Raw genomic sequence first — 24655 nt, 5'->3', positions numbered from 1 at the left:
ATCGAAGGCCTCATCGGCTCGGCACACGACGACACCCTGCGCGGTGATGCCTCGGGCAATGACCTCGTTGGCCAGAGCGGCGATGACATCCTCGACGGCCGCGACGGTAACGACGGCTTGCAAGGTGGCGCCGGCAATGACTTTCTGGATGGCGGCACCGGAATCGACCATCTCGTTGGCGGCATCGGGGCTGACACATTCATATTCAGTACCGCGCCCGACACAGTAAACGTGGATCTGATTGCCGACTTCGAATCTGGAGCCGATCACTTCCAGATCGTCGCCAGCGATAGCTTCCCTGGCATGCCAATCGGCGAACTGGCCTCGAATGCCCTGCACATCGCCGGAGGTGCAGACGTGATGACCCAGGACACTCGAATGGTCTACGAACCATCCACTGGCGCCCTGTATTTCGATGCAGATGGCACAGGAGCGCTGAGCGCCTTCCAACTGGCTGTGCTCCTGAACGCGCCCTCCACCCTTCTGGCTGCCGATTTCACCGTCGCCGCACCTTGATCGGATCGAACGTGATGCACGACCTGTTGCAGTTGCTAAAGCGGCCCTTGGGGCACATTGCCGCGCTCTCGATCGCGCTCAACCTCTTGCTGCTGGCGCCAACGCTGTTCATGATGCAAGTGTTCGACCGCGTCCTGGTCAGCCAGAGCCAGGACACGCTGCTGGTCCTGGCCGTGGGCACTGTCATCGCGCTGGTCATGGTTGTCGCGCTCGACTACCTGCGTAGCCGGCTTCAAGGCGTGGTGGGCAATCTTCTCGGCGATTTGCTTCTCCCGCCAGTGGTGCGCGAAGTTCTTCATCGCAGCACGCGGCTCGGCGGCTCTAGACCACAGGATGCAGTTCGCGACGTGGCGGCGCTGCGCCAGCTCTTTTCTGCCCAGGGATTGCTTGCTCTGTTCGACGCTCCGTGGCTTTTCGTGTATGTCGCGTTGATCGCCTGGATTCATCCACTCCTGGGCCTGACTGCCGGGCTCGCAACCGTGGCGATGGTGGGCCTGGCCTTGCTCAATGACAGGCTGACACGGCGAGATATCGCATCGTTGCAGCAGCAGGCATCGGTGGCCACGAACTACCTCGAACACGCGTTGCGCAGGGCAGAGATCCTGCAATCGCTGGGCATGTCAAACGCCATGCTCGCGCGCTGGATCGACAAGAACGCAGCCATCTCTCAGCTCCAGCACACCACAGCTATCTGTAGCACTGCCATGTCGGCAGCTTCACGAACACTTCGCCACCTGATGCAGATGGGCATGCTTGCGGTGGGTGCGTATCTTGTCATCACCCAACGAGGAACGCCCGGCATCATGATTGCCACGACCGTCTTGATTGGTCGTGCCTTGGCCCCGGTCGAGCAAATCGTGAGCAGTTGGCGTGTCCTTGCAGAGGGACATAACGCATGGAGTCGTCTCTCCAAGCTGTTGGGGTCCTCTGCGGCCAGCCCCACGCCGATGCCTTTGCCCCCACCCGCGGGTGAACTTGTCGCGTCCGGTGTGAGCCTGCGGCTGCCGGGTACTGACCGCTTGCTGTTGAGCAGCGTGTCGCTTGAGCTGCGACCCGGCGAGGCCCTGGCCATCATCGGATCAAGCGCAGCCGGCAAGTCTTCCCTGCTGCGCATGCTGGTGGGGCTTTGGTCACCCTCGGCAGGCGTTGTCAGGCTGGACGGCGCGGACATCTCGCAATGGCCTCGCCAGGAATTGGGCCGTTGGATCGGCTACCTCCCGCAAGACGTGGAACTGTTTGCCGGGTCAGTGGCGGAAAACATTGCGCGACTTGGCGAGGTGGATGCAGAACGCGTCGCGTTCGCGGCCAAGCGCGCGCGAGTGCACGAACTCATCTTGAGTCTCCCCCAAGGCTACGACACCGTTCTCGATGACGGAGGGCACCCCCTCTCCCCGGGGCAACGGCAACGCATTGCGCTGGCGCGCGCCCTGTATGGCGACGTGCGGCTGCTTATCCTCGATGAACCGAACGCCAACCTCGACGGTGCCGGCGAACAGGCACTTGGCGATGCGTTGAGAGATCTCCACGGCGAAGTCACCGTTATTGTGGTCACGCACCGCAGCACCTTGATCCAGCACGTAGACAAAGTCCTCGTCATGGAAGCTGGCCGCGTCCGGCACTATGGGTATCGAGACGAGGTGTTGACCCGGATGCAAAACCCTGCCGGTGTCGTCGTTCCATTACCGCGCGCAACCGCAATGCGGCACACCCCGTCATCTGTTGTGCCTCGCAGCACCAAGTCATCATGATGAACACGGCCGCCATCGAAGCGCAACCGGCGACCACCGCATTGCTGACACCCAGTCTCGGTGAGGCGTATCGCTTGATGCGCTCGGCATGGCTCGTTGTCGCGCTCGGCATGCTCCCGGCGCTGGGCTGGCTTGCCTTCGCGCCGCTGAGCTCCGCCGTGGTGGCGCCAGCGTATGTGAAAGTCGACCTCAATCGGCGTCCGATCCAGCATGCCGAAGGCGGCATCGTTCGCGAAGTCCGCGTCCGCGATGGCCAGCGTGTCGAACAAGGCCAGACCCTGCTGATCCTGGGCGACATCGGGGTCGCGGCTGACGCAAGCCGCCTGGGCTATCGCGTGGCCGCCGAACGCGTCAGCATGGCGCGCCTGGAGGCCGAGGAGGCCATGCGCGACACGATGGTTGTGACTGCCGCCGTGACCACCCTGGCAAAAGGGGATTCACGTATCGCCGAGCTTCTGGCCAAGGAGAAAGCCCTGTTCGGTACGCGGCGAGCTTCGTTGGCGAGCGAGATCGGGCTCCTGCGGGCGCAGCGCGAAAGTGTGAACGCTGAACGCCTCGCGATGAACGCGCAGATAACCAACGCAAGCGAGTCGCTCAAGAAGCAGCGCGACGAGCTCGACGTGAGCCGTCACCTGCAAACAGAAGGTTTCATCTCCGGTGCACGTGTCAGCCAGTTGGAAGGAGCTGTCGCCGACTATGGAGTCAAGCTAGAAGAAAAGCGCGCCGATGCGGCAAGGGCAGATCAACGCGCCACCGAGATTGATTTGCGCATGAAGACCCTTGAAAACGACTACCGCCAGCAGGCCAGCGACCAGCTCAAAATCAGCGCCACCCGTCTTTCAGAAGTTGAGCAGGAACAACGCAAGACCTCCGACGCAGCGAGCCGTCAAGTGATTTCGGCACCGACCTCAGGTGAAATCATGAACCTCAAATTCACGACGCCCGGTACCGTTGTCGCTGCCAGAGAAACCATCGCAGACATCGTTCCATCCAAACCGAATCTTTTGATCGAAGCGTCCATCCAGCCGAGCGACATTACCCGCGTCTGGCTGGATGGCCCGGCATCCATCCGATTCACCGCCTTCAAACCCGGTATCACTCCGCTCGTGAAGGGTCGTGTGGTCTACGTATCGCCCGACAGGTTCGTGGACCTTGCCACCAGGAATGTGAGCTACAACGTCTTGGTTGAGGTGGACGCTGAGTCCTTGGCGAACGCGGGCAATCTGAAACTACAGGCCGGCATGCCCGCAGAGGTCTACATCACCGGCGAGGAACGAACGCCGCTGATATTCCTGCTGGAACCGATCACCGATCTGCTACGGCGCAGCGCTCGAGAAACCTGACACGCCCCAAGCCCCGAGATCCCCTGCTTTTTCACAGGGAAGGCAGATCAGCGGACGATGGTTGCCATCCATCCGTGTAAAACCTGCGCCAGAACACTCGTCCTATGTCGCAGGAGTGACATGCCTCCGGTGGATGGCCCCTCGTATTCCGCGGGTTTGACCTCACGGCGGTGCGAGTGACAATGGGCGTAGTTCCGAGGTTCCGTCCTGCCAGTTGAGTTGGCTTGCAGTTTTCGCGCCTGGTCTGCTCGAACTTCCCTTACCCAAAGCTCTCCCATGACCTACTTCGCCAGTTGTTTCCTAGTTGGCTTGTTCGCCACGCTGTTCATCATGCGATCGTCGATTCGGTATCACCATCTTTCCGCCGACTACGACCTCGATGGCCCGCAAAAGTTTCATGCCCGCCCGGTACCGCGCGTCGGAGGCGCAGGCGTCATGATGGCCATCATCGCGGGGGCCGTGGTGGCTCAGCTGATTGGGTCGACCGATATCAAACGCAGCCTGTGGATCCTGTTGGTGTGCAGCCTGCCTGCGTTCGTCGCCGGGATCGCGGAAGACCTGACCAAGAGCGTGTCGCCGCGCCGGCGCCTGGTCGCAACCGCAATCTCTGCAGCATTGGCCATATGGTTGCTCGACGCAGTGGTCGCAAGAACCGATATCCCCGGACTGGACAACCTCTTGCCATGGGCTCCCCTCGCCTGGCTGTTGACCATCTTCATCATCGCCGGCACCGCCAACGCCATTAACATCATCGACGGCTTCAACGGCCTTGCATCCATGTGCGTGCTGATGATGATCCTGGCTCTGGCCTATGTGGCTTTTCAAGTCGGGGACAGCTTTATCTTCACCGCCTCATTGATCACTGCGGGCGCCGTGTTGGGCTTCTTCGTGTGGAACTTCCCAGCGGGCCTGATCTTCCTGGGGGACGGCGGCGCCTATCTTCTGGGCTTCTTGCTGGGCGAGCTTTGCATCTTGCTGGTCCACCGCAATGCAGCGGTGTCGCCCATGTTTCCCCTGCTGCTTTGCGCTTACCCGGTGTTTGAAACGATCTTCACCATGTACAGGCGCAAATTCGTGCGTGGGGTCGCGACGGGCGCGCCAGACGGTATCCATCTGCATACGCTGATCCACCGACGCTTGGTTCGCTGGACGCTGCAAAGCAACCCTGGGCGGCGCCGTTTGACACGCCGCAACTCGATGACGTCGCCTTACCTCTGGATGCTGTGCCTGATGTCGATCATCCCCAGCGTGCTCTGGTGGAACAGTACTGCGGTCCTGTCGTGGTTCCTGCTGGCCTTCATGGTCGCGTACATCTGGCTGTACTCGCGCATCGTGCGTTTCAAAACGCCCCGCTGGATGGTCTTTCGCCGCACCCGCTGAGCGGCAACGCCGATCAAGCGGTCTTGTACTCGTGCACAAACCGCCGCAGCGCGTGGCGACACTGCACAGGCGACATCGTGCTGTCAACCGTCTGCAGCCATGAGATCAGATCACCCAACCAAACCTCGCTCACGGGATCGCGCAGCTGAGCAATGCGCAAGCGTGGGTGCGCCGACGCCAAGGTCTCGTCAGCGGCCGCCAGCAGTTCTTCATACAGCTTCTCCCCAGGCCGCAAGCCGCTGAACACAATACCGATCTCACCATCGCGGTGGCCCGACAGGCGAATCAGGTCGCGCGCCAGATCAACGATCTTCACCGGCTCGCCCATGTCGAGCACGTAGACCTGCCCGGTCTCGGCCAAGGCTGCCGCCTGCAGCACCAAACGCGCCGCTTCCGAGATAGTCATGAAGTACCGCGTGATTTCTGGGTGAGTGACGGTCACCGGCCCGCCCTTGGCGATCTGCTCCTTGAACTTGGGGATCACGCTGCCGCTGGAGCCGAGCACATTGCCGAAACGCACCGCTGCAAAGGTGGTGCGGTGGCCTTGCGTGGACAGGTGTGACAACAGCATCTCGGCGGCGCGTTTGCTGGCACCCATCACATTGGTCGGATTCACGGCCTTGTCGGTCGAAATCAAAACGAAGCGCTCAGCCCCCGACTGAGCCGCGGCGTTGGCGGCATTCCAAGTGCCCAGCGTATTGTTCTTCAACGCCATCCACGCGTTTTCATCTTCCATCAGCGGCACGTGCTTGTAGGCCGCAGCATGAAAGACCAACTGTGGCCGGTAGGTGTTGCAGGCGTGGCCGATCTGCTCGGGGCTTTTCACGTCGCCGATCAGGCGCACCAGCGGCAGGTGCGGGTGCAGCTCCGACAGTTGCTGCTCGATCTGGTACAGCGCCAGCTCGCTCAGCTCGAACAGCACCATGCGCCCGGGGCCGTAGCGCGCGATCTGGCGGCACAGCTCCGAGCCGATGGAGCCGCCCGACCCGGTGACCAGCACGGTCTTGCCGGAGATGAGTTCGGCAATGCCGGCTTCGTCGAGCACGACGGGCTCGCGGCCCAGCAGGTCTTCGGGTTCGATGTGGCGCACGCGCTCGATGTGGGCGCTGCCATCTTGCAGTTCGCTGGCCGAAGGCACGGTCAGCACAGGCAGGCCGGTTGCCGAGGCGAGCTCGACGGCCCTGCGGCGCTGAGCGGCGGTGGCACCTGGCAAGGCCACGATCACGTGGGTGGCGCCCGCACGAACATCATCGCGTGTCACGTCGGCCAGCGGGCCCATCACCTCCACGCCACCAATGCGCCCACCTTGTTTGGCCGCATCGTCATCGAGCAAGCCCAACACGATCCAACCTTGTTGGTGAATGGTCGAGAGCAGCATCTTGGCGGCCTCGCCGGCGCCCATCACGATGGCGCGGCGCACTTCGGCATCGCCCCCCGTGATGCGCGAGCGAGCATGTTCGTAGACCATGCGGTACGCGATGCGCACCACGCACACGCCCATCAGCGCGATGAAAGGATGCAAGGCCAACACGGCACGCGGCACCTCGGCCAGCCGCGCCATCGACACCACGATGGCGCACAAGGCCCCCGCGCCCAGGCAGGCGACGGTGAGGCGCTTGACCTCGTCAAAACCCGAGAAGCGCCACATGCCGCGTGGGATGCCGCCGATCACGAAGGCCAGCAGGTAGGTCGCTACCACACCCAGCATGACCCACAGGTCGTAGACAGGGCGGGCGCTGATCCAGCGCTCGAAACCCAGGCGGAACAGGTAGGTGATGTTCCAGCACAGCGCGATCACCAGGCCGTCGATCAACAGCGACAGGGGCTGGCGTTTGGGGCGCATCCGCGCCAGAACGCGGTCTAGGCGGTGCCAGACGGTGAGTTCTGCGTTCATCGCCACCACACCAGGCGCACGGTGCGCAAGATCAGCTGCAGGTCAAAACTCAGCGACGCACGATCAACGTACTGCGCCGCGAGCTTCAGCTTGGCCGGCATCACGACGTCGACGTATTCGCGCTCCGGGTCGGCGGCGCGTGCCAGCAGCTCGCCTTCGTCGCGGTATTCGAGCGAGGCCACGTCGGTGATGCCGGGGCGCACGCTGAGCACCTTGTCGCGTAGGCCCGGCGGGTACATCGCCACATAGCGCGACACCTCGGGGCGCGGGCCGACCAAGCTCATCGCACCACGCAACACGTCGATCAATTGCGGCAGCTCGTCGAGCTTGGCGCGGCGCAGAAAGGCTCCGGCGCGCGTGATGCGCGCATCGGCGCCCACCGTGATCTGGGCGCCCGCTGCGCCGTGGGTCATGGTCCTGAACTTGTGGATGCGAAACGGCACACCGTAGCGGCCCATGCGCTCCTGGCGGAAGAACACCGGCCCGGGAGAGTCGAGCTTGATCCACACGGCCACGGCCAGCAGCAATGGCGACAGCAGCACTAGGCTCAGCGCCGACAACACCACATCGATCAAGCGCTTGGCCATCAACAAGGCTCAGGCCAGCGCGGCGCGCACGGCGGAGATGACACGCTTCACGTCGGCGTCGGTCATGCGGGTGTACAGCGGCAGGCTGACCATGCGTTCGTAAGCCTTCTGCGAATGCGGGAAGCCCGCCGGCGACAGCGCATACCGGTCGCGCCAATAGGGCTGCAGGTGCAGCGGGATGTAGTGCACGCTGCAGCCGATGCCGGCAGCGAACAGACGCTCGATGAACGTGTCACGGCTGAGTTGGGCCGCGTCCCCCAGTCGCATTACGTACAAGTGCCAGGCATGCATGTCGCCTGCCGCGGCGAGCGGCGGTGTGATCACCGGCAGGCCGGCAAATGCCGCGTTGAACTGCAACGCAATCTCTTCGCGGCGCTTTTGAAAGGCGCCGAGCCGTTTGAGCTGCTGCAGCCCCAGGGCCGAGGCAATGTCCGTCAGGTTGTACTTGAACCCCGGCGCCACGATCTCGTAGTACCAGCTGGGCACCTTGGCCGTGAAGCGGTCGAAGGCGTCGCGGCTCATGCCGTGCAGACGCATGGTCTTGATGCGTTTGGCCAGCTCGGCATCACGCGTGACGACCATGCCACCTTCGCCGGTGGTGATGGTCTTGTTGGCGTAGAAGCTGAACACGGTCACGTCGGAGTCCAGCGTGCCGATGAGATTGCCGCCGCAGGTGGTGGGCAAGGCGTGTGCCGCGTCTTCCACCACCTTCAGGCCATGCTTCTTCGACAGCGCCAGCAAGGCCGGCATGTCGGCGGCGAGGCCGGCGTAGTGCACGGGCATCACGGCCTTGGTGCGAGGGGTGATGGCCGCTTCAACCGCGTTCACGTCGATGCACAGCGTGGCGGGGTCGATGTCAACCAGCACCACGTCGGCACCCAGGTAGCGCACCACCTCGGCGGTGGCGGTGAAGGTGTGGGTGGTGGTGATGACTTCGTCGCCAGGGCCGATGCCCAGCGCTTCGAGCGCCAGGTGCAGGCCGGCGGTGGCCGAGTTGACGGCCATCGAGTGCAGGCTGGGGTCACCCAGGAAGGCGGTGAAGTCTTCTTCGAAACGCTTGGTCTTGGGGCCTGTGGTGACCCAGCCGGAGCGAAGCGTGTCGACCACTTCGGCGATTTCTTCTTCGCCGATGTCGGGCAGGGCGAAGGGCAGGAAGGGCTTTGTCATGTCTTGGCACCCGTTTCCCACGGGTTGATCAGGCTCAGGCCCGGCAGATGGGCAAAGTCTTTGGTGTTGCGGGTGACCAGAGGCAGGCTGTAGTGGCTGGCGATGGCGGCAATCTGGGCGTCTTCCACCGAGATAGGTTTGCCGCTGCGGCTGCGTTGGGCCACGATGGCCGCGTAACCCGGCGCAATCTTGTCGTCGAACGCGAGGATCGAACCCTTGAATTCTTGCTCAAACATGGCCTGTGCCACGCCCGCGAGGGCACTGCGCTTCTTGCCCGGGGGCAGCAATGCAATGCCAAGCAGGATCTCGGCCTGGGTGATGGCGCTGATGACATAACGGGGCTGCGGCTGCAGTGCAGAAAACCAGGCCAGCACAAGCGGCTCGGGCCGTGGCCGCATCAGCTCGGACAGCACGTTCGTGTCCAGCAGGACGCGCGTCACAGTCACCGGTTTCCCCATTTCGGCGGTAACCGGGCGACCTGCCGGCTCGGGATGGGCAGCGCCTCCACCGTGCTGGCGGCAAAACGCCGCCGGATTCGCTCGGCAAAGGGTTCGTCGTGCGCAAGCCCCAGAACGGCTTGCTCAAGGATGTCGCGCGCCTGCTGCTCCATCGAGACACCGCGACGCGCCGCCAACACACGCAACTCTGCTTTCACGCGCTCGTCCATGCTGCGAATCATCAAGCTGGCCACATCAAGCTCTCATTTGGGTGAAGACGCCTGCATTGTAGGCAATGTATGCATTGCTATCAAATGTGATGGATCGGCTTGCCAACCCATGCCAGCACATGCGTGCGCAGCAGAGGAAGAGCGTTGGCCACGGCGTACAAGCCCGGGTGAATCGGCACTACCGCCCGTGCGATCGGCGGCGCAAGCGTGATGCGCGTCGCGTGCAGGCGCGCCTGCGGAAAGAGTGCGCGAACACGCGCAAGCGGCACGCCGCGCACATCGGGGTTGCGCGGGTTGTTGAAGGTGAAGTCGTACCAGAGCACACCGCCGCCGGGTTTGACGGCGGCCCACATGGCGTCGGCCAGGCGCTGCTGAAAGGCATCATCCAGCAGCGACGAGAACACGGTGGACTGCAGCACGATGTCGACGCTTGCAGCGGGGGGCGTCAGCAACAGCGCATCACCTTGCGCCAGCTGCACTGCGGCGGGCAGGCGCTCTCGTGCGGCGGCGTGGCGCTCGGGCAGCAGCTCCACGCCCGACAGGTTCTGGGGCGCAAACCCCATCAGCAGCAGCTCGACCAAGTTGCTGCCGGTGCCGCTGCCCACCTCATGCAGCTTCAACTGCGACAGGTCGCTCCAGCCCAAACGCCTGAACAGCGCCAGCAACGCGCGCTGCCTCTCTTGCATCGCCAGCAACGCGGCCGGGTTGAGCAGGCTGTAGCGCGGGTCGTGTGGCGCACGCCGCGCATAACGCTCGCGAACGGACTGAATCTCTGGGGTGGAGGGGTCGTGCATCGCCGTCACCTCGTGAGCTTGGCAAACCGCTCGCGGCCGCCGCCGCCACGCAGTGCGTCCCACCAGCCGATGAGCGAGCCGATGCCGTAGCCGAAGTGATAAGCGACGATCACATCGGGGACGCGCCAGAGCACAGGCCACGCCAGTGGCTTCGACCGGGCCACGGCGATTGTCATGGCCAACACGCCCAGGGCATAGGCGGCGACGAGTGCCACCAGCGTCCACGTGACAACCGGCAGCAGCAACGCGAAGATGCCGAGCATGAGCACAAACACTCCAGGCACCAGGTGCCGCACCGATGCCGCCTGCCCGTGCTTCTTCATCACGAACGGCTTCCAGTAGCCGTATTGCAGGTACTGCCGAAACACCTGCGACAGCGTGGCGCGAGGCCGGTAGACGCTCTTGATGCGCGATGACTGCCAGACCCGCCCACCGCCGCGTGTGATGCGCAGGTTGTGTTCATCGTCCTGGTTGCGCACGAGCTGTTCGTCGAAGCCGCCGAAGCGCTCGAAGCTGGCACGCGGCCAGGCCCCGAGGTAGACCGTGTCGACCCAGCCGTTGTGGTCGAGCTGGCGAGACAAGGCGCCACCCGCCACCCAGCGCGACTGGAAGGCCGCTGCCACCGCATGCTGCATCGGCCCGGCGTTGGCATCGGGGACGGCGCGCCAGGGGCCGCCCACGTTGTCGGCGCCGGTCTCGGCGAGTGCGGCGAGGCACTGCGCCACGTAGTCGTCGGCGTATTCGCTGTGCACATCCATGCGCACGATGGCCTCGCCGGTGGCGAGTTGCAAAGCGGCGTTGAGGCCGGTCGAGACGATGCGCGCCGGGTTGTCGATCCACACCAACCTCGGCTCGCACGCAGCAAAAGTTTGCAGCAGCTCGCGCGTGCCGTCGTCGCTCTGCCCGTCGGCCACCACCAGTTGCAGCTGCCAACCCGGCGGCAGCTGCTGGCGCATCACGCCCGCGCAAAAATTGTCGATGTAGCGCCGCTCGTTGCGGCACGGCACGATCACCGATACCTGCCTGATGTTCATGCGGACGCTGCCCCATAAGCGCTGGCCACTGCCACCTCGCGCACCAGCGCGGCCCAGCGCCGCTCGTGCTGCTGCGGGCTGAACAGCTCGCGGTTGCGGGCGATGGCGGCGTGGCCCATCTGCGCGCGCAGGGCGGGCGACAAGAGCAGCTCGATGATTGCCGCGGCCAATGCATTCACGTCGCCTGGCGGCACCAGCCGGCCCGTCTGTGGCGTGAGGATTTCGCGGGGCCCGGTGGGGCAGTCGAAGGCGGCTGCCGGCACGCCCAGCGACTGCGCTTCCAGCAGCGCGATCGGCATGCCTTCATAACGCGACGACAGCACGAACAGCGCCGCCTCCCGGTAGTGGCGCTCGATGTCGGCGGTGGGGGCCAACCACTCCACCCGACCCGCCACGCCCAGCGACTGTGCCAAACGCTCATGCTCGCCGCGCAAAGGGCCGTCGCCGACGACGCGCAGCCGCACCAGCGGCACACGCGCCGCCACCAGCACCCAGGCCTTGAGCAGCAGATCAAAGCCCTTCTGCGCCACATGCCGGCCAACCGCCAGCACGAGGGTGTTGTCGGGCAGCGCCGGCGCGTCGGCGCGCAGGCTGGCGGCGTTGTAGATCACGTGGGTGCGTGCGTTGAGCGTGCGAAAGCGCGGCGCATCGGCCTCGGTCAGGCTGACCACTGCGCCGACCTTCGGGTAAAGCCAGCGCCGCAGTCGCTGCCACAAGCCCGAGCGCGCGCTGAAGTGGTTGTGGTCGCAGCAAATGGTGCGAGTGGCATACCCCCGGTCGAGCGCGAGCACCGAGCAGGCGGTGGTCAAGCCGTTGAGCAGCACCACGTCGGGTTGGTAGTTGCTCGTCAAGCGCGACAAGGCCTGGCCGATGCGCCATTGCGTGCGCAGCAGGCCCCAAGCGCGGCCAAGGCGCGAGCCGGCCTCGCCGGTGTCGCTGAACAAGCGGCCTTCCACGCCCGTGAGCACGCGCACGCCCGAGTCGAGCGGGTAGCGCACGCTGGCGCGGCGGGTCGACACACTGCCCACCGCCACCTCCATGCCCTCGCGCACGAGGTCGTTGGCCAGCGCGCAGACGAATCGCTCCACGCCACCCGCGATGTCGAGGCGGTCACACAACAAGAGCACGCGGATCGGGCGTTTCATCACGCCCTTTCCTGGAGGGGAGCAGGCCTCCGCCCCACTCCGTTCGGGCTGAGCCTGTCGAAGCCAGCGCAGTGCACCGCGCACCCTTCGACAGGCTCAGGGCGAACGGAGATGAGGGTGGGGTTCAGGTAGGTCACGAATCAGCTCTATGCCGGAGGAGCGCATGCACGTCGACACGCTGGTAGTCGGGCGCGGGCAGGTTGAGAGCGCTGCGCTGCACAGCACGCAGGCGCTCGCGGCCGGCGCGCAGGGTGTCGATCCAGCCCCATTGGGCGAAGCGCCGCACCAGCGCCTGCCGCGCGCTGGGTGTCGGTGCGTTGGCGGCGGCCGATGGCCCTTGCACCCATTCGGCCTGCGCATAGTCCGACTGCTGCGGCGCGGGCAACGGCCCCACCTCGCGCAGCTTGCGTGCGATCACCAGCATGTAGACCTCGTGGCTGTTGCACAGGTTGACGCGCCGTTTCACGTCCATCGGGTTGGCCACCTTCCACCAGTGCAGGCGGTCGCCCTTCATCGCAAACCACAGGCCGCGCAGCTCGAAGCCGTTTTGTGCCTGGTAGAGGTTGAAGAAAAGCTCGGGCGAGAATTGGTAGAAGCCGTGGCCCGACAGGTTGTTGGCCGGCAGCGAGTGGAAGATGTGGCCGCCCACGCGGCACAGGTCGACGCAGTTGCGCCAGGCCGCGGGAAAGTTGAAGACATGCTCCAGACAGCCGAAGTCGAGCACCGCATCAAAGTGGCCGCGCTGCGGGCCGTCAGCAGGCCACGGCAGGTTCATGTCATGGAGGTGGGTCGCGTTTTCGTAGGCCGAGGCGTCCACCGACTCGGCCACACCGGCCTGCAACCACTGCTGCATCAAGGGCTCGAAGTAGCGTGGTTGGCCCGGTGCCAGCGCGGGTTCATTCAGCACCGGCAGGCCACGCAGACGGCGGTGTGCTTCCAGCTCGAAGGGCTCGATGAAAAGCGCCTGCCGGCCGATCGCCAGCGTGCGCTCGAAGCTCACACCCAGGTCTTGCGCATGGGCCAGCAGGTTGAGGTTGTGGATGTCGATGCCCACCCGGTGTTCCTTAGGTTCGGCGGCGGGTGAGCAGCATGCCGCCCACCGCCACCACGATCACGATCAACTCGACGCCCAGCGCCACCCAGGCCAGGCCACTGGCGCCCGCCGCACCACCCCAGGTGGCCGCGCCGATCACACCCGCGATCCCACCCACGACCACGCAGGCGCGGTAGGCGGTGTCGTAGCGGCCACTGCCGAGCATCCAGTAGCCGATGAACTTCCAGCCCAGCAGCAGCGGCAACAGCCCCCCCAGGATCAGCATCGCGGCACGCAGCTTGGGCAAGTCGATGCCACCCGCATTGGGCAGCACCAGTGGTTCGATCGCCTGCCACATCAGCACGCCCAGCGCGAACAGGAGCGCACCCACGAGCACACCGCCCACGCTCCACGCCGCCGCATACCGCAACGCCGCTGCCGCGCTGGTCTTGAACAAGGTGACGATGCGCGGGTAGACCACCGCGAACACTGGCTCGGCGGCATTGAGCACGGCGCGCACAAAACGGTCGGCCATGAAATAGGTGCCGAGGTCGGCCTTGCTCATTTGCAGCGATGCAGCGGCGGGGAGTGCAAACGAATACGCCGCACCGGCGATGGAGACCGGCATCATGGTCCAACCCAGGCGCAGCCCCTCGCCCATCACGGGCCTTGACCACAGGGCTTGAGTGCGCGTTTCGGCCAGGTCACCACGCAACCAGCGCCAGCCCAACCACGCCAGCAGCGTAGAGGCTGCGAGTTGCATCAGCAGATAGCTCAACACGCTGTGTGCAAACGCCCAGCAGGCTGCGATCAACACCGCATACACGACCAGCTCGACGCGCGCCCAGCGGTTGAGCTGCTGCGTGGCCTGCAGGTACCAGGTGGCCGGCCAGCCAAAGACACAGGCAAGCGCGGCGACGGTGAGCGTGTCCACCACCGTGTGACCAGCCTGCCCCGCCACCTGCACCGCGAGCACCGACAACAACACCGCCGGCACGCACAACACACAACGCGCCGTGAACACTTGCTGCGCGATCTGCCAGCGGCGTGGGGCGTCAGCGGTGACTGCCAGGCGCGTGGCGGCGGCCAGAAAGCCGCCTTCCACCACCATCGACAACAAGCTGGCCCACACCAGCACGAAGCTCAGGCGACCGAACTCCTGCGCGCCCAGGCGCGAAGCCATCAACGGCAACACCAGCAACGGCAGCAGCAGGCGCACCGCGGCTGCGGCGTACACCGCGGGCAGCGAGTGCAGAAGCCGCGGCGCTGCCGTCATCGTTTGACCACGAGCCGCGCGGTGTAGTCCACGCGGTGCAGGAACACCGGCTCGGCGCTGGTCGCAAAGTACTCGTCGACCGCCTGCTTCGCACCTTGCCAATGGCCGTAGTCGTCGATGATCAAGAGACCGTTGCGCGACAGCAGCGGGTAAAGGTGCTTGAGCTCGTGGCGGGTCGATTCGTACCAATCGGTGTCCAGGCGCAGCAGGGCAATCTGCGTGGGCAAGGTGCCGGGGATGGTGTCTTCGACCTTGCCCTTGACGTAGTGGATGCGCTCCGCCGGGTAACCGGTGGATGCGAGGTTGGCCTGCACGTCTTCGAAACTCGCCACCGCCCACAGCGCGTGGTCGCGGCTCGTGCGCTCCAGCTGGGTTTGCGCCGACTCGCCACTCAAGGCCTTGTCGGCCTCGGTGGGCTCACTCATGCCTTCGAACGTGTCGTAGAGGTAGAGATGCCGCGAGGTGTCGCCACGCGCCATCAGCGCCAGCGCCACCGCCATCATGCTGCCGCCGCGCCACACGCCGCACTCGACGATGTCACCGGCAATGCGGTGTTTGACGATGTGGTCCACCGCACCCAGCAGGCTGGCGCGGCGCTCCAGGCTGGTCATGGTGAAGGGGTCGACACGGGCCACGATCTCGCGGTCGGCAGGTGACAGGTCGGCCAGCGCCTCGGCTTGGCGGTCGGCCGTGCGGCCCAGTTCCCAGCCGGCGCTGGCGAGCGCGGCCTTGACGATTTTTTTCATGCGTGAATGAGTTGCACAGCCCTGTGTCGGCCGGTCTGCAATTGTCGCACCCGGTTGGCGGCCTACCGGTTGCGGTAGGCCTGGCCGGACTCGGTAAGCAGACGATCCCAACGCAAGGCCTGCTGGGCGCGGCCGAAGGCTTCGGCCACCGCGACCCGGTGGGCAACGAGAAACGCCAGGCACTCCTCGACCGAGGCCGCGCTGCGATCCTTCAGCAACAGGCCTTCGAGGCTGTGCTGGCGCATGAAGGCTCCCAGGTCACCGACGTCGCTGCAGATGAACAGCCGGCCGTGGTTGAGCAGCGCGTACATGGCCCCCGACTGCGAGGCCTGCTGGTAGGGCAGCAGGAACACTGCGTCCTGGGCCAGCAGGCCGAGCAGTTGTGCCGGGTCCAGGTACTCGTCGTGTATGGCGACTCCCTGGTCAGCCAACTCCTGGCGCAGGCCCTGTAGTTCAGTCGCCCAGGCGCCGTAGATGGCGAGCGACAGGCCGCGCTGGCGAATCGCTTCGGACTGCGCCAGCTCGCCGAACAACTCGACGCCCTTGTAGGGCTTGACCGTGCTCCAGAACACCAGTGAGCGCAACGACGCCTGGGCGGTGTAGGGCACCACACCCGCCTGCGGCAACACTGGCAGTAGCCCGTGCTGCAACACGCTGGCTTTGGCGCGAAAGGTGTCGCCATAACGGCGCATGAAGTCATCGCGCGTGGATTCGCTGACGAACACCAGCGCCCTTGCCAGACGCGCCAGGCGCAGCGTCGGCCGGTGCCGAGGTTCTGTAAAACCATGCGGCACCGCGTTGTGCACGGTGAAAACGAACTTGCGGCGCAGCAGCCCGAACACCAGCCATTCGGCCGGCCAGAAGCCGCTGAACTGCAGGTTGATGGTGGCGTAGCGGCGCGCATGCCACAGCAGCGTGGCCAGCTGCATCACATAAGCAACAGCCCCTCGCCAGCGGCTGGTCACGCTGCCGGAGATCGCCCGCGCCCGCACCACCACCCCCGGCAGGCTGTACATGGCTTCGAGAAACTCACCGTTGTAACGGGTGGTCGAGCCGTAGAAGTCGACCCCTCGCCCGCTCTCGGCCAGGGCTTTCACGAGCTGAAAGTCGTAGGGCAGGATGAACGAGCCCGGGTCGACGATGGCGATGCGATCGGTCAAGACGGTGTGTTCAGTGGGCCAACCAGAAGCGGCGCTTCAAGCGGTAGGCCGGCTGGCAACCCCGCTCGCCGATGTCTTGCGCCGGGTTGCCACCGACCATGCGGCCGGGGGGCACGCTCTTGGTGACCACCGCGCCAGCCATCACCACCGAACCCGCGCCCAGGTGCACGCCGGGCATGACCATCGCACCGGCAAACACCACGGCGTGGTCGTCGATCTGCACCGCAGCGCCCTTGGTCGAGAAGCCTGCATCGTGCGGGTCGTGGCCCATGGTGTAGATGCGCACGTCGTGGGCGATCGAGACCTGGCGGCCGATCGTGATGCCACCCCGGTTGTCGAGGTAGACACCACGGTTGACGAGCGAGCCTTCGCCCACGCTCAAGCGGCCGACGTGAAAGAAGCGGATGCCACCCTGCAGCGTGGCACTGCGGGCTATATCGAAACGGCACAACTTGTAGAGCACAGGCCGCAGCCAGAAGGGCAGCCAACCATGCAGTGTGTTGATCAGCGCCAAGGCGATGAAATAGAGCTGATCGACCGTGTGTCTCATGGGGCGCCGATTCTAGGTGCCTGCCACCTACAATTCGCCTTTCGCCTCTCAAGACAAGACCGCCCGCCATGGAACAAGACGACAACCAGCTCATCGCCGAACGCCGTGAAAAGCTCGCCGCGATCCGCAAACAAGGCGTGGCCTTTCCCAACGACTTCAAGCCCAAGGACCACGCGGCCGAGCTGAGCCGTAAACATGGTGCGCTGGAGAACGAAGCGCTGGAGCCGCTGGGCATTCAGGTCAGCGTCGCCGGCCGAATGATGCTCAAGCGCGTCATGGGCAAGGCCAGTTTTGCGACGATGCAAGACGCCACCGGCCGCATTCAGCTTTTCGTCACCAAAGACGCGCTCGGCGAAGAGGTCTACAACGCCTTCAAGCATTGGGATCTGGGTGACATCCTGGGCGCCGTCGGCACGCTCTTCAAAACCAAGACCGGCGAGCTCTCCGTGCGAGTGACCACGCTGCGCCTGCTGACCAAGAGCCTGCGCCCCCTGCCCGGCGATTTTTACGGCATGGCCGACCAAGAGCAAAAGTACAGGCAGCGCTACGTCGACCTGATCACCGACGAAACCGCCCGCACCCGCTTCGCCGCCCGCAGCAAGGCCATCAGCTCGATCCGCCAGTTCATGGTGGAGCACCACTTCATGGAAGTGGAAACGCCGATGCTGCACCCCATTCCCGGTGGCGCCAATGCCAAGCCCTTCGTCACGCATCACAACGCGCTGGACCAAGACATGTTCCTGCGCATCGCGCCCGAGCTGTACCTGAAGCGCCTGATCGTGGGCGGCTTCGAGCGGGTGTTCGAGATCAACCGCAGCTTCCGCAACGAAGGCATCTCGGTTCGGCACAACCCCGAATTCACGATGATGGAGTTCTACGCGGCCTACTGGAACCACCACGACCTGATGGACTACACCGAGCAGGTGCTGCGCCACGCCGCCCGCCAGGCCACCGGCTCGGCGGTGCTCACCTACGGCGGCAAGACAGTCGACCTCGACAAGCCCTTCACCCGCCTCACCGTGCGTGATTCGCTGGTGGCGCACGCCGGGCTGAGCGTCGACGAAGCCGGTGATGCGCAGGTGCTGCGCGACAAGCTCAAGCACCTGGGCGAAGAAGCACCCGCACACTGGAAGCTGCCCGAGCTGCAATTTGGCCTGTTCGAGGCCGCGGTCGAAGACAAGCTCTGGGAGCCGACCTTCATCATCGACTACCCGGTCGAGGTGTCGCCGCTGGCTCGCGCGTCAGACGCCAACCCGGCCATCACCGAACGTTTCGAGCTCTTCATCACCGGTCGCGAATACGCCAACGGCTTCTCCGAGCTGAACGACGCTGAAGACCAGGCCGCACGTTTCCTGGCGCAAGCCGCCAACAAGGAGGCCGGCGACGAAGAGGCGATGTACTACGACGCCGATTTCATCCGCGCGCTCGAATACGGCATGCCACCCACTGGCGGCTGTGGCATCGGCCTGGACCGGCTGATGATGCTCATCACCGACAGCCCGAGCATCCGCGATGTGATCCTGTTCCCCTCACTGCGCAAGGAAAGCTGACATGGCCACGCGGCTCGCATCTCTCCCCGAGATCGAAGCCGCGGTGTGGCGTGAGCTGACTGCCGCCGCCACCGACAAGCAACACCCCTGGCGCACCCCGGTGCTGGCCACCACCGATGGCGAGGTGGCCGACGCTCGCACGGTGGTGATGCGCGAAGTGAGCGCCGACCAGAAGCTCATCACCATCTTCACCGACCAGCGCAGCGCCAAGGTGGCGCAGTTGGGCGCCCACCCGGTGGGCACCTTGGTGATGTGGTCGCACAGCCTGGGCTGGCAGCTCAGGTGCCGGGTTCAGCTGACGCTGGAAACCGCGGGCCTGGCCGTCTCGTCGCGCTGGGCGCGCATCAAGCTCTCACCGGCCGCACAAGACTACCTGTCGCCCCTGCCCCCCGGGGCCAAGCTGCCCGGTGATCCCACGCCCGACGGGCAAAACCGTGGGGCCTTGCCCTATTTCGCGGTCATGGAAGCCCAGGTGCTGAGTGTGGACTGGCTGGAATTGCACGCCGATGGCCACCGGCGCGCCTTGTTCAGCGGCGAAGAAGCGCGTTGGCTTCAGCCCTGAACGGCTTCCTCACTCTTCACTGATGAGTTCGACCACCGGCTTCGCGGTGCCGCCCGCCACGCCGAAGATGTGCGCGTAGATGTAGACGTTGATGTAGAACAGCAGGAACACCATCGCGATGCGAAACACCTTGACGGCCAGGCGGCGCCAGTCCGAGTTGTCCAGCGCGATGAAGAGGCCCCAGCAAGCAGCGCTGGCGGCGATCAGCAAGCCGGCGAGGCCGAGCACTATCCAGGTGAAGATGACCATGCGTTCGGGGGGTTGACGAGGGCCGAACGTTAACACCGGTCAGGCCCGGCCTGTCGGCAAGCCCAAACTCACGGCCCGCCCGCCACTACCAGGCCGGTGCGAGCTCGGCCAGGCCTGCAGGTGCGAGGCGTTCGTCTTCGAAGGTCACGATGTCGTAAGCGGTCTCATCGGCCAGCACCGCGCGCAGCAGCTTGTTGTTGAGCGCATGGCCTGACTTGAAGCCCACGTAGGCGGCGATCAGCGGGTGGCCGAGCACGTGCATGTCGCCAATGGCGTCGAGGATCTTGTGTTTGACGAACTCGTCGTCGTAGCGCAGGCCGTCGCTGTTGAGCACGCGGTAATCGTCGACCACGATCACGTTGTCCATGCTGCCGCCGAGGCCCAGGCCGCGCGAGCGCATCATTTCCACGTCTTTGGTGAAGCCGAAGGTGCGAGCGCGGGCGATGTCACGCTTGTACTGGCCTGAGCCCATGTCGAAGCTCACCTGCTGGCCGGTCTGGTTGACGGCCGGGTGGTTGAAGTCGATCTCGAAGCTGAGCTTGTAGCCGTCATAAGGCTCCAGGCGCGCCCACTTCAGCGTGGGGCCGTCGCCCTCGCGCACTTCCACCGGCTTCTTGATGCGCAAGAAGCGCTTGGGCGCCTTTTGCACCTCGATGCCCGCGCTTTGCAGCAGAAACACGAACGACGCTGCCGAGCCGTCGAGGATGGGCACCTCTTCGTTGGTGATGTCGATCACCAGGTTGTCGATGCCGAGACCCGCGCAGGCCGACAGCAGGTGCTCGATGGTGTTGACCTTCGGCGCGCCCACTTCGCCGCCTGGCGAAATGGTGGTGGCCATGCGGGTGTCGCAGACCGCTTTCACATTGACCGGGATGTCGACCGGCGCCGGCAGGTCGACTCGGCGAAACATGATGCCGGTGTCAGCCGCCGCCGGGCGCAGCGTCAGCTCGACCCGCTGACCGCCGTGCACACCCACACCCACCGCGCGGGTGATCGACTTGAGGGTGCGTTGGGCAAGCATCGGCATGAGTTTATTCGGCGTGCTTCAGTCGGTGCGATACAGGGGCAATGCCTCCGTCCCGTTCGGGCTGAGCCTGTCGAAGCCCCTTCCTGAGCCTGTCGGAGGAAGGCGCCTTGGCACCAACCCTTCGACACGGGGCCTTCGACAAGCTCAGTCCCCTGCTCAGGGCGAACGGAGGCGGGTGCTCAGTCCGCCTGCTTGCGAAGGAAAGCGGGGATCTCGATCTCATCCATCCCGTTGCTGGCAAGAGCATCCACCTTCGCGGCCGCCGTGCGCCCATTGCGCCACACGCTAGGCACCGTCATGTTGGTGTAGTCGTGCCCGCTTGGGCCGCTGTGCACCGGCTGGGTCAGCACCGGGATGTTGTCGGTGCCGGTGCGCTGCGCCATCGCGCTGTGCACCACCGTCATCGGACCTGCTGCTGGCGCTTCACCGGCGACAGGCCGGTGGCGATCACCGTCACGCGCAGTTGGTCGCCCAGGCTTTCGTCGTAGGCCGTGCCGTAGATCACGTGCGCGTCATCGGCCGCATAACGGCGGATGCAGTTCATCGCGTTGCGGCTCTCGCTCAGCTTGAAGGTGCTGCGCCCCGCGGCAATCAGCACCAGCACGCCACGCGCGCCAGAGAGGTCGATGCCTTCCAGCAGCGGGCAGGCCACCGCACCTTCGGCCGCCTTGGTCGCGCGGTCGGGGCCGCTCGCAATGGCGGTGCCCATCATCGCCTTGCCGGGCTCGCTCATCACCGTCTTCACGTCTTCGAAGTCGACGTTCACGAGACCGGGGATGTGGATGATGTCGCTGATGCCGCCGACGGCGTTTTTCAGCACGTCGTTGGCGTGTGCGAAGGCCTGGTCTTGCGTCACGTCGTCGCCCAGCACGTCGAGCAGCTTGTCGTTCAAGATCACGATCAGCGAGTCGACATTGGCTTCGAGCTCGGCCAGGCCAGCGTCGGCCGCCTTCATGCGGCGGTTGCCTTCAAAGTCGAACGGCTTGGTGACCACGCCCACGGTCAGGATGCCCATCTCCTTGGCCACACGCGCGATCACCGGCGCGGCGCCGGTGCCCGTGCCACCGCCCATGCCGGCGGTGATGAAGAGCATGTTCGATCCCTTGATGGATTCGCGGATGCGGTCCACCGCTTCTTCAGCCGCAGCGCGCCCGGCTTCCGGCTTGGCGCCAGCGCCGAGGCCCGTGCTGCCGAGCTGGATGAGGTGGTGCGCGCTTGAGCGGTTGAGCGCCTGTGCGTCGGTGTTGGCGCAGACGAACTCCACACCTTGCACGCCTTGCGCAATCATGTGGTCGACCGCGTTGCCGCCGCCGCCGCCCACGCCGATCACCTTGATCTGGGTGCCGAGGTCAAATTCTTCGATCATTTCGATGGCCATGTTGGACTCCAATCCTGTTTGCAGTTGCCGTTTGTTGATACGTTTTGGTTTTTTGCGTGTGTCGTCGAGAGCCAGGTGGATCGTGGCCCGCGTGCGGTGGCTTGCAGAGAAGGTCGAGCGTTGCTTTTGTTGTCATGGTGGCGAACTCCCTGTTCTAAAAATTGCCGAGGAACCAGTCTTTGGCCCGGCCGAACCATGTCTTGACCGACCCCGCCTGCTGCGCGGCCTTGATGCCGCGCGCACGCCCGAGCCGCGCTTCTTCCAGCAGACCCATCACCGTCGCCGAGCGGGGGTTGGCCACCATGTCGTGCAGCGAGCCGTGGTAGGTGGGGATGCCTTTGCGCACCGGTTTGAGGAAGATGTCTTCACCCAGCTCCACCATGCCCGGCATCACTGCCGCGCCGCCGGTGAGCACGATGCCGCTGCTGAGCAGCTCTTCGTAGCCGCTGTCGCGAATGACCTGGTGCACGAGCGAGAAGATCTCTTCCACCCGCGGCTCGATCACACCGGCCAGCGCCTGGCGGCTCAGCATGCGCGGTGCGCGGTCGCCCAGGCCCGGCACCTCGAGCTGCTCGCTCGGGTCGGCCAGCAACTGCTTGGCCACGCCATATTCGACCTTGATCTCTTCCGCGTCTTTGGTCGGTGTGCGCAGCGCCATCGCGATGTCGCTGGTGATCAGGTCACCGGCAATCGGGATCACCGCGGTGTGGCGGATCGCGCCGTCGGTGAAGATCGCCACGTCGGTGGTGCCGGCGCCGATGTCGACCAGCGCCACGCCTAAATCCTTCTCGTCGGCAGTCAGCACCGCATGGCTGGAGGCGCTGGGGTTGAGCACCAGCTGATCCACTTCGAGCCCGCAGCGGCGCACGCACTTGATGATGTTTTCGGCCGCACTCTGCGCGCCGGTCACGATGTGCACCTTCACCTCGAGCCGCCCGCCGCTCATGCCGATGGGCTCCTTCACCTCGTGCCCGTCGATCACGAACTCTTGCGGCTCGACCAGCAGCAAGCGCTGGTCGTTCGGGATGTTGATCGCCTTGGCCGTCTCGACGACGCGGGTCACGTCAACCGGCGTCACTTCCTTGTCGCGCACGATCACCATGCCGGTGCTGTTCTGGCCACGGATGTGGCTGCCGGTGATGCCGGTGTAGACACGCGTGATCTTGCAGTCGGCCATCATCTCGGCCTCTTTCAGCGCCTGCTGGATGCTTTGCACCGTGGCGTCGATGTTGACCACCACGCCGCGCTTCAAGCCGTGCGCCGCTGCGATGCCCAGGCCGGCCACCCGCAGCTCGCCATCGGGCAGCACCTCGGCCACCACCGCCATCACTTTGGCGGTGCCGATGTCCAGGCCCACCACCAGATCCTTGTATTCCTTGGCCATTCCGTTCCTCAGTTCTTCTTGCCCGGTGCCGCAGGCACCGTGGTCGTGATGCCTTTGAGGCGCAAGGCGTAACCCTCGTTGTGGCGCAGGTCGGCGTAGACCAGCGGGCGCTGGTACCGCGCAATCACCTGCGACACGGTGGCGACAAAGCGCTCGCTGCGCGCCACCACCTCGGTCTCGTTGCCACGGCCCAGCTCGATCTCGGCGCCGCTGTCGAACTCGGCGCGCCACGAGCCCCGGCCGCTCATGGCCAGCGTGTCGATGTCCATCTCCAGCCGTTGAAACACCGGCACCAGTTGGTGGTACATCGCCAGCACCTCGGCCGAGCTGCCATCGGGCCCCTGCAAGGTGGGCAGGCTTTCGTCTTCCACATCACCGAGGTTGGCCTGGAACACTTCGCCTTGCTGGTTGACGAGCTGGTCTTCGCCCTCTTTCGTGGCCCACAGCGCCGCCGCGCGGTGCTCTTCGAGCTTGACGGCCAGCCGGTTCGGCCACACACGCTGCACGATGGCCTGGCGCACCCAGGGCACGGCTTCAAAGGCCCTCTGGCCACGCGACAGATCGAGCGTGAAGTAGTTGCCGGCCAGCTGCGGCAAGGCATTGGCGCGAATGGTCGAGACGCTGTTGCGCGTGACCTCACCCTCCACCTTGACGACGCGGATGTTGAACACCGGCTGGCGGATCAACCACAACAACGCCAACACCACCATCAACAACGCGCCCAGCACGAACAGCGCCGACGAGGTGATGTTGAGCAGGCGCACCTCGGCCGGCATGGCGGGTGCCATGGGGTTTCGGAGGGCGGCTTGCACGCGCATGGGTCGTCAGGCTTTCTTCGCGGCCGGTGTGTCGAGTGCGGCACTGGCGAGCAGGTGCAGGCACAGTTGTTCGTAAGGCATGCCCGCCGATGCGGCCGACTTGGGCACCAGCGAGTGCGAGGTCATGCCGGGCGAGGTGTTCATCTCCAACAGGTACGCCTTGCGGTCGGTCTTACGGATCATCAGATCAGCGCGGCCCCAACCACGGCAACCCAACGAGCGATAGGCTGCGACCACCACACGCTGGATCTCGCGCTCCTCGGCCTCGGGCAAACCACTCGGGACGTGGTACTGAACCACGTCGGTGAAGTACTTGTTCTGGTAGTCGTAGGCGCCTTCGGGCGCGGCGATGCGCACCACCGGCAAGGCGACGGCATTCACGCCCTCGCCCAACACCGGGCAGGTGACTTCTTCACCCTCGATGAACTCTTCGCACAGCACTTCGGCGTCGTACTTCGCGGCCAGCGCCACGGCCTCGGCCATGTCGGAGTAGCCCTGCACCTTGCTCACACCGATCGACGACCCTTCGTGCGGTGGCTTCACGATCAGCGGCAGGCCGATCTCATCGGGCACAGCACGCAGGTCTTCGCGGCTCTGCTGATCAGCAGCGAGGCACACATAACGCGGCGTGGGCAGGCCATCGGCCA

Annotated in this window: 24 protein-coding genes and 1 pseudogene; 6 read left to right on the top strand and 19 right to left on the bottom strand. The window is 65.0% G+C overall.

Annotation, left to right across the window (positions count from 1 at the left end):
- From RMO40_RS22195 to RMO40_RS22180, 4 genes are all read left to right on the top strand, one after another.
- On the top strand, positions 1-516 hold a 516-nt coding region (locus tag RMO40_RS22195), incomplete at its 5' end, for a calcium-binding protein (protein ID WP_309725774.1).
- 14 nt (positions 517-530) lie between these two features.
- Positions 531-2264 (top strand): type I secretion system permease/ATPase, encoded by a 1734-nt coding sequence (locus tag RMO40_RS22190; RefSeq protein ID WP_309725776.1) that lies wholly within the window; start codon positions 531-533, stop codon positions 2262-2264.
- A complete protein-coding gene (locus tag RMO40_RS22185; protein ID WP_309725773.1) occupies positions 2264-3607 on the top strand; it encodes an HlyD family type I secretion periplasmic adaptor subunit in 1344 nt (447 codons plus the stop codon). The genes RMO40_RS22190 and RMO40_RS22185 overlap by 1 nt, the downstream gene beginning before the upstream one ends.
- A gap of 276 nt (positions 3608-3883) precedes the next feature.
- Positions 3884-4987, top strand: a complete 1104-nt coding sequence (locus RMO40_RS22180) for a glycosyltransferase (RefSeq protein WP_309725772.1) — start codon at positions 3884-3886, stop codon at positions 4985-4987.
- A 13-nt stretch (positions 4988-5000) separates the two neighbouring features.
- On the opposite strand, the gene RMO40_RS22175 is transcribed toward RMO40_RS22180, so the two are convergent.
- From RMO40_RS22175 to RMO40_RS22115, 13 genes are all read right to left on the bottom strand, one after another.
- Complete coding sequence (locus tag RMO40_RS22175; protein ID WP_309725771.1) at positions 5001-6881, bottom strand: polysaccharide biosynthesis protein; 1881 nt, start codon at positions 6879-6881, stop codon at positions 5001-5003.
- A complete protein-coding gene (locus RMO40_RS22170; protein WP_309725770.1) occupies positions 6878-7468 on the bottom strand; it encodes a sugar transferase in 591 nt (196 codons plus the stop codon). The genes RMO40_RS22175 and RMO40_RS22170 overlap by 4 nt, the downstream gene beginning before the upstream one ends.
- Before the next feature lie 9 nt (positions 7469-7477).
- The gene (locus tag RMO40_RS22165) at positions 7478-8635 is read right to left on the bottom strand and encodes an aminotransferase class V-fold PLP-dependent enzyme (RefSeq protein WP_309725769.1); all 1158 of its coding nucleotides are present in this window, start codon (positions 8633-8635) and stop codon (positions 7478-7480) included.
- On the bottom strand, positions 8632-9081 hold the full coding sequence (locus RMO40_RS22160; protein ID WP_309725768.1) for a PIN domain-containing protein: 450 nt from the start codon (positions 9079-9081) through the stop codon (positions 8632-8634). Before RMO40_RS22160 ends, RMO40_RS22165 begins: the two co-directional genes overlap by 4 nt.
- A complete protein-coding gene (locus tag RMO40_RS22155) occupies positions 9078-9314 on the bottom strand; it encodes a FitA-like ribbon-helix-helix domain-containing protein (protein ID WP_489660222.1) in 237 nt (78 codons plus the stop codon). The genes RMO40_RS22160 and RMO40_RS22155 overlap by 4 nt, the downstream gene beginning before the upstream one ends.
- 68 nt (positions 9315-9382) lie before the next feature.
- Complete coding sequence (locus tag RMO40_RS22150; protein ID WP_309725766.1) at positions 9383-10096, bottom strand: methyltransferase domain-containing protein; 714 nt, start codon at positions 10094-10096, stop codon at positions 9383-9385.
- Positions 10097-10101: 5 nt separating this feature from the next.
- The gene (locus RMO40_RS22145; RefSeq protein WP_309725765.1) at positions 10102-11130 is read right to left on the bottom strand and encodes a glycosyltransferase; all 1029 of its coding nucleotides are present in this window, start codon (positions 11128-11130) and stop codon (positions 10102-10104) included.
- On the bottom strand, positions 11127-12275 hold the full coding sequence (locus tag RMO40_RS22140) for a glycosyltransferase family 4 protein (RefSeq protein WP_309725764.1): 1149 nt from the start codon (positions 12273-12275) through the stop codon (positions 11127-11129). The genes RMO40_RS22145 and RMO40_RS22140 overlap by 4 nt, the downstream gene beginning before the upstream one ends.
- 133 nt (positions 12276-12408) lie before the next feature.
- Positions 12409-13329 carry a hypothetical protein gene (locus RMO40_RS22135; protein WP_309725763.1) on the bottom strand — a complete coding sequence of 307 codons (921 nt, stop codon included), beginning with the start codon at positions 13327-13329 and terminating at the stop codon, positions 12409-12411.
- 10 nt (positions 13330-13339) lie between these two features.
- A complete protein-coding gene (locus RMO40_RS22130) occupies positions 13340-14584 on the bottom strand; it encodes an oligosaccharide flippase family protein (RefSeq protein WP_309725762.1) in 1245 nt (414 codons plus the stop codon).
- On the bottom strand, positions 14581-15330 hold the full coding sequence (locus RMO40_RS22125) for a TylF/MycF/NovP-related O-methyltransferase (protein ID WP_309725761.1): 750 nt from the start codon (positions 15328-15330) through the stop codon (positions 14581-14583). Before RMO40_RS22125 ends, RMO40_RS22130 begins: the two co-directional genes overlap by 4 nt.
- Positions 15331-15392: 62 nt before the next feature.
- Entirely contained in the window at positions 15393-16490 is a 1098-nt protein-coding gene (locus tag RMO40_RS22120) for a glycosyltransferase (protein ID WP_309725760.1), read from the bottom strand.
- Positions 16491-16500: 10 nt separating this feature from the next.
- Positions 16501-17040 (bottom strand): acyltransferase, encoded by a 540-nt coding sequence (locus RMO40_RS22115; protein WP_309725759.1) that lies wholly within the window; start codon positions 17038-17040, stop codon positions 16501-16503.
- Positions 17041-17108: 68 nt separating this feature from the next.
- Between RMO40_RS22115 and lysS the strand changes: the two genes are divergently transcribed.
- Together lysS and RMO40_RS22105 are read left to right on the top strand one after the other, a co-directional pair.
- Positions 17109-18590, top strand: a complete 1482-nt coding sequence (lysS, locus tag RMO40_RS22110) for a lysine--tRNA ligase (RefSeq protein ID WP_309725758.1) — start codon at positions 17109-17111, stop codon at positions 18588-18590.
- 1 nt (position 18591) lies between these two features.
- Positions 18592-19152, top strand: coding sequence for a pyridoxamine 5'-phosphate oxidase family protein (locus RMO40_RS22105; RefSeq protein ID WP_309725757.1), 561 nt, complete (start codon positions 18592-18594; stop codon positions 19150-19152).
- Between the two features lie 9 nt (positions 19153-19161).
- Here RMO40_RS22105 and RMO40_RS22100 read toward each other — a convergent pair whose 3' ends face one another.
- From RMO40_RS22100 to RMO40_RS22075, 6 genes and pseudogenes are all read right to left on the bottom strand, one after another.
- On the bottom strand, positions 19162-19401 hold the full coding sequence (locus RMO40_RS22100; protein ID WP_309725756.1) for a hypothetical protein: 240 nt from the start codon (positions 19399-19401) through the stop codon (positions 19162-19164).
- An 85-nt stretch (positions 19402-19486) separates the two neighbouring features.
- Positions 19487-20422, bottom strand: a complete 936-nt coding sequence (gene lpxC, locus RMO40_RS22095; protein WP_309725775.1) for a UDP-3-O-acyl-N-acetylglucosamine deacetylase — start codon at positions 20420-20422, stop codon at positions 19487-19489.
- A 185-nt stretch (positions 20423-20607) separates the two neighbouring features.
- Positions 20608-21806: pseudogene (gene ftsZ, locus RMO40_RS22090) on the bottom strand (cell division protein FtsZ).
- A gap of 154 nt (positions 21807-21960) precedes the next feature.
- Positions 21961-23190: a cell division protein FtsA gene (gene ftsA, locus RMO40_RS22085; RefSeq protein ID WP_309725755.1), complete on the bottom strand. Its 1230-nt coding sequence runs from the start codon at positions 23188-23190 to the stop codon at positions 21961-21963.
- Positions 23191-23198: 8 nt separating this feature from the next.
- A complete protein-coding gene (locus RMO40_RS22080) occupies positions 23199-23978 on the bottom strand; it encodes a cell division protein FtsQ/DivIB (RefSeq protein WP_309725754.1) in 780 nt (259 codons plus the stop codon).
- Positions 23979-24014: 36 nt separating this feature from the next.
- The coding region (locus tag RMO40_RS22075) for an ATP-binding protein (protein WP_309725753.1) at positions 24015-24655 on the bottom strand (641 nt) is incomplete at its 5' end.

Origin of the sequence: Rhizobacter sp., from assembly GCF_031412075.1 — a bacterium.
Classification (GTDB): Bacteria; Pseudomonadota; Gammaproteobacteria; order Burkholderiales; family Burkholderiaceae_C; genus Rhizobacter.
The sequence above is the reverse complement of the archived record's forward strand: the minus strand, read 5'-3'. Positions and strand labels throughout refer to the sequence as shown.

Bases quoted from the DNA above. Each gene is read 5' to 3' on its own strand.
- RMO40_RS22100 (WP_309725756.1), bottom strand. From the start codon at position 19,401: ATGGTCATCTTCACCTGGATAGTGCTCGGCCTCGCCGGCTTGCTGATC.
- RMO40_RS22080 (WP_309725754.1), bottom strand. From the start codon at position 23,978: ATGGCACCCGCCATGCCGGCCGAGGTGCGCCTGCTCAACATCACCTCG.
- lysS (WP_309725758.1), top strand. From the start codon at position 17,109: ATGGAACAAGACGACAACCAGCTCATCGCCGAACGCCGTGAAAAGCTC.
- RMO40_RS22185 (WP_309725773.1), top strand. From the start codon at position 2,264: ATGAACACGGCCGCCATCGAAGCGCAACCGGCGACCACCGCATTGCTG.
- lpxC (WP_309725775.1), bottom strand. From the start codon at position 20,422: ATGCTTGCCCAACGCACCCTCAAGTCGATCACCCGCGCGGTGGGTGTG.
- RMO40_RS22115 (WP_309725759.1), bottom strand. From the start codon at position 17,040: ATGAGACACACGGTCGATCAGCTCTATTTCATCGCCTTGGCGCTGATC.
- ftsA (WP_309725755.1), bottom strand. From the start codon at position 23,190: ATGGCCAAGGAATACAAGGATCTGGTGGTGGGCCTGGACATCGGCACC.
- RMO40_RS22130 (WP_309725762.1), bottom strand. From the start codon at position 14,584: ATGACGGCAGCGCCGCGGCTTCTGCACTCGCTGCCCGCGGTGTACGCC.
- RMO40_RS22180 (WP_309725772.1), top strand. From the start codon at position 3,884: ATGACCTACTTCGCCAGTTGTTTCCTAGTTGGCTTGTTCGCCACGCTG.
- RMO40_RS22105 (WP_309725757.1), top strand. From the start codon at position 18,592: ATGGCCACGCGGCTCGCATCTCTCCCCGAGATCGAAGCCGCGGTGTGG.
- RMO40_RS22125 (WP_309725761.1), bottom strand. From the start codon at position 15,330: ATGAAAAAAATCGTCAAGGCCGCGCTCGCCAGCGCCGGCTGGGAACTG.
- RMO40_RS22175 (WP_309725771.1), bottom strand. From the start codon at position 6,881: ATGAACGCAGAACTCACCGTCTGGCACCGCCTAGACCGCGTTCTGGCG.
- RMO40_RS22155 (WP_489660222.1), bottom strand. From the start codon at position 9,314: ATGATTCGCAGCATGGACGAGCGCGTGAAAGCAGAGTTGCGTGTGTTG.
- RMO40_RS22140 (WP_309725764.1), bottom strand. From the start codon at position 12,275: ATGAAACGCCCGATCCGCGTGCTCTTGTTGTGTGACCGCCTCGACATC.
- RMO40_RS22145 (WP_309725765.1), bottom strand. From the start codon at position 11,130: ATGAACATCAGGCAGGTATCGGTGATCGTGCCGTGCCGCAACGAGCGG.
- RMO40_RS22150 (WP_309725766.1), bottom strand. From the start codon at position 10,096: ATGCACGACCCCTCCACCCCAGAGATTCAGTCCGTTCGCGAGCGTTAT.
- RMO40_RS22165 (WP_309725769.1), bottom strand. From the start codon at position 8,635: ATGACAAAGCCCTTCCTGCCCTTCGCCCTGCCCGACATCGGCGAAGAA.
- RMO40_RS22170 (WP_309725770.1), bottom strand. From the start codon at position 7,468: ATGGCCAAGCGCTTGATCGATGTGGTGTTGTCGGCGCTGAGCCTAGTG.
- RMO40_RS22190 (WP_309725776.1), top strand. From the start codon at position 531: ATGCACGACCTGTTGCAGTTGCTAAAGCGGCCCTTGGGGCACATTGCC.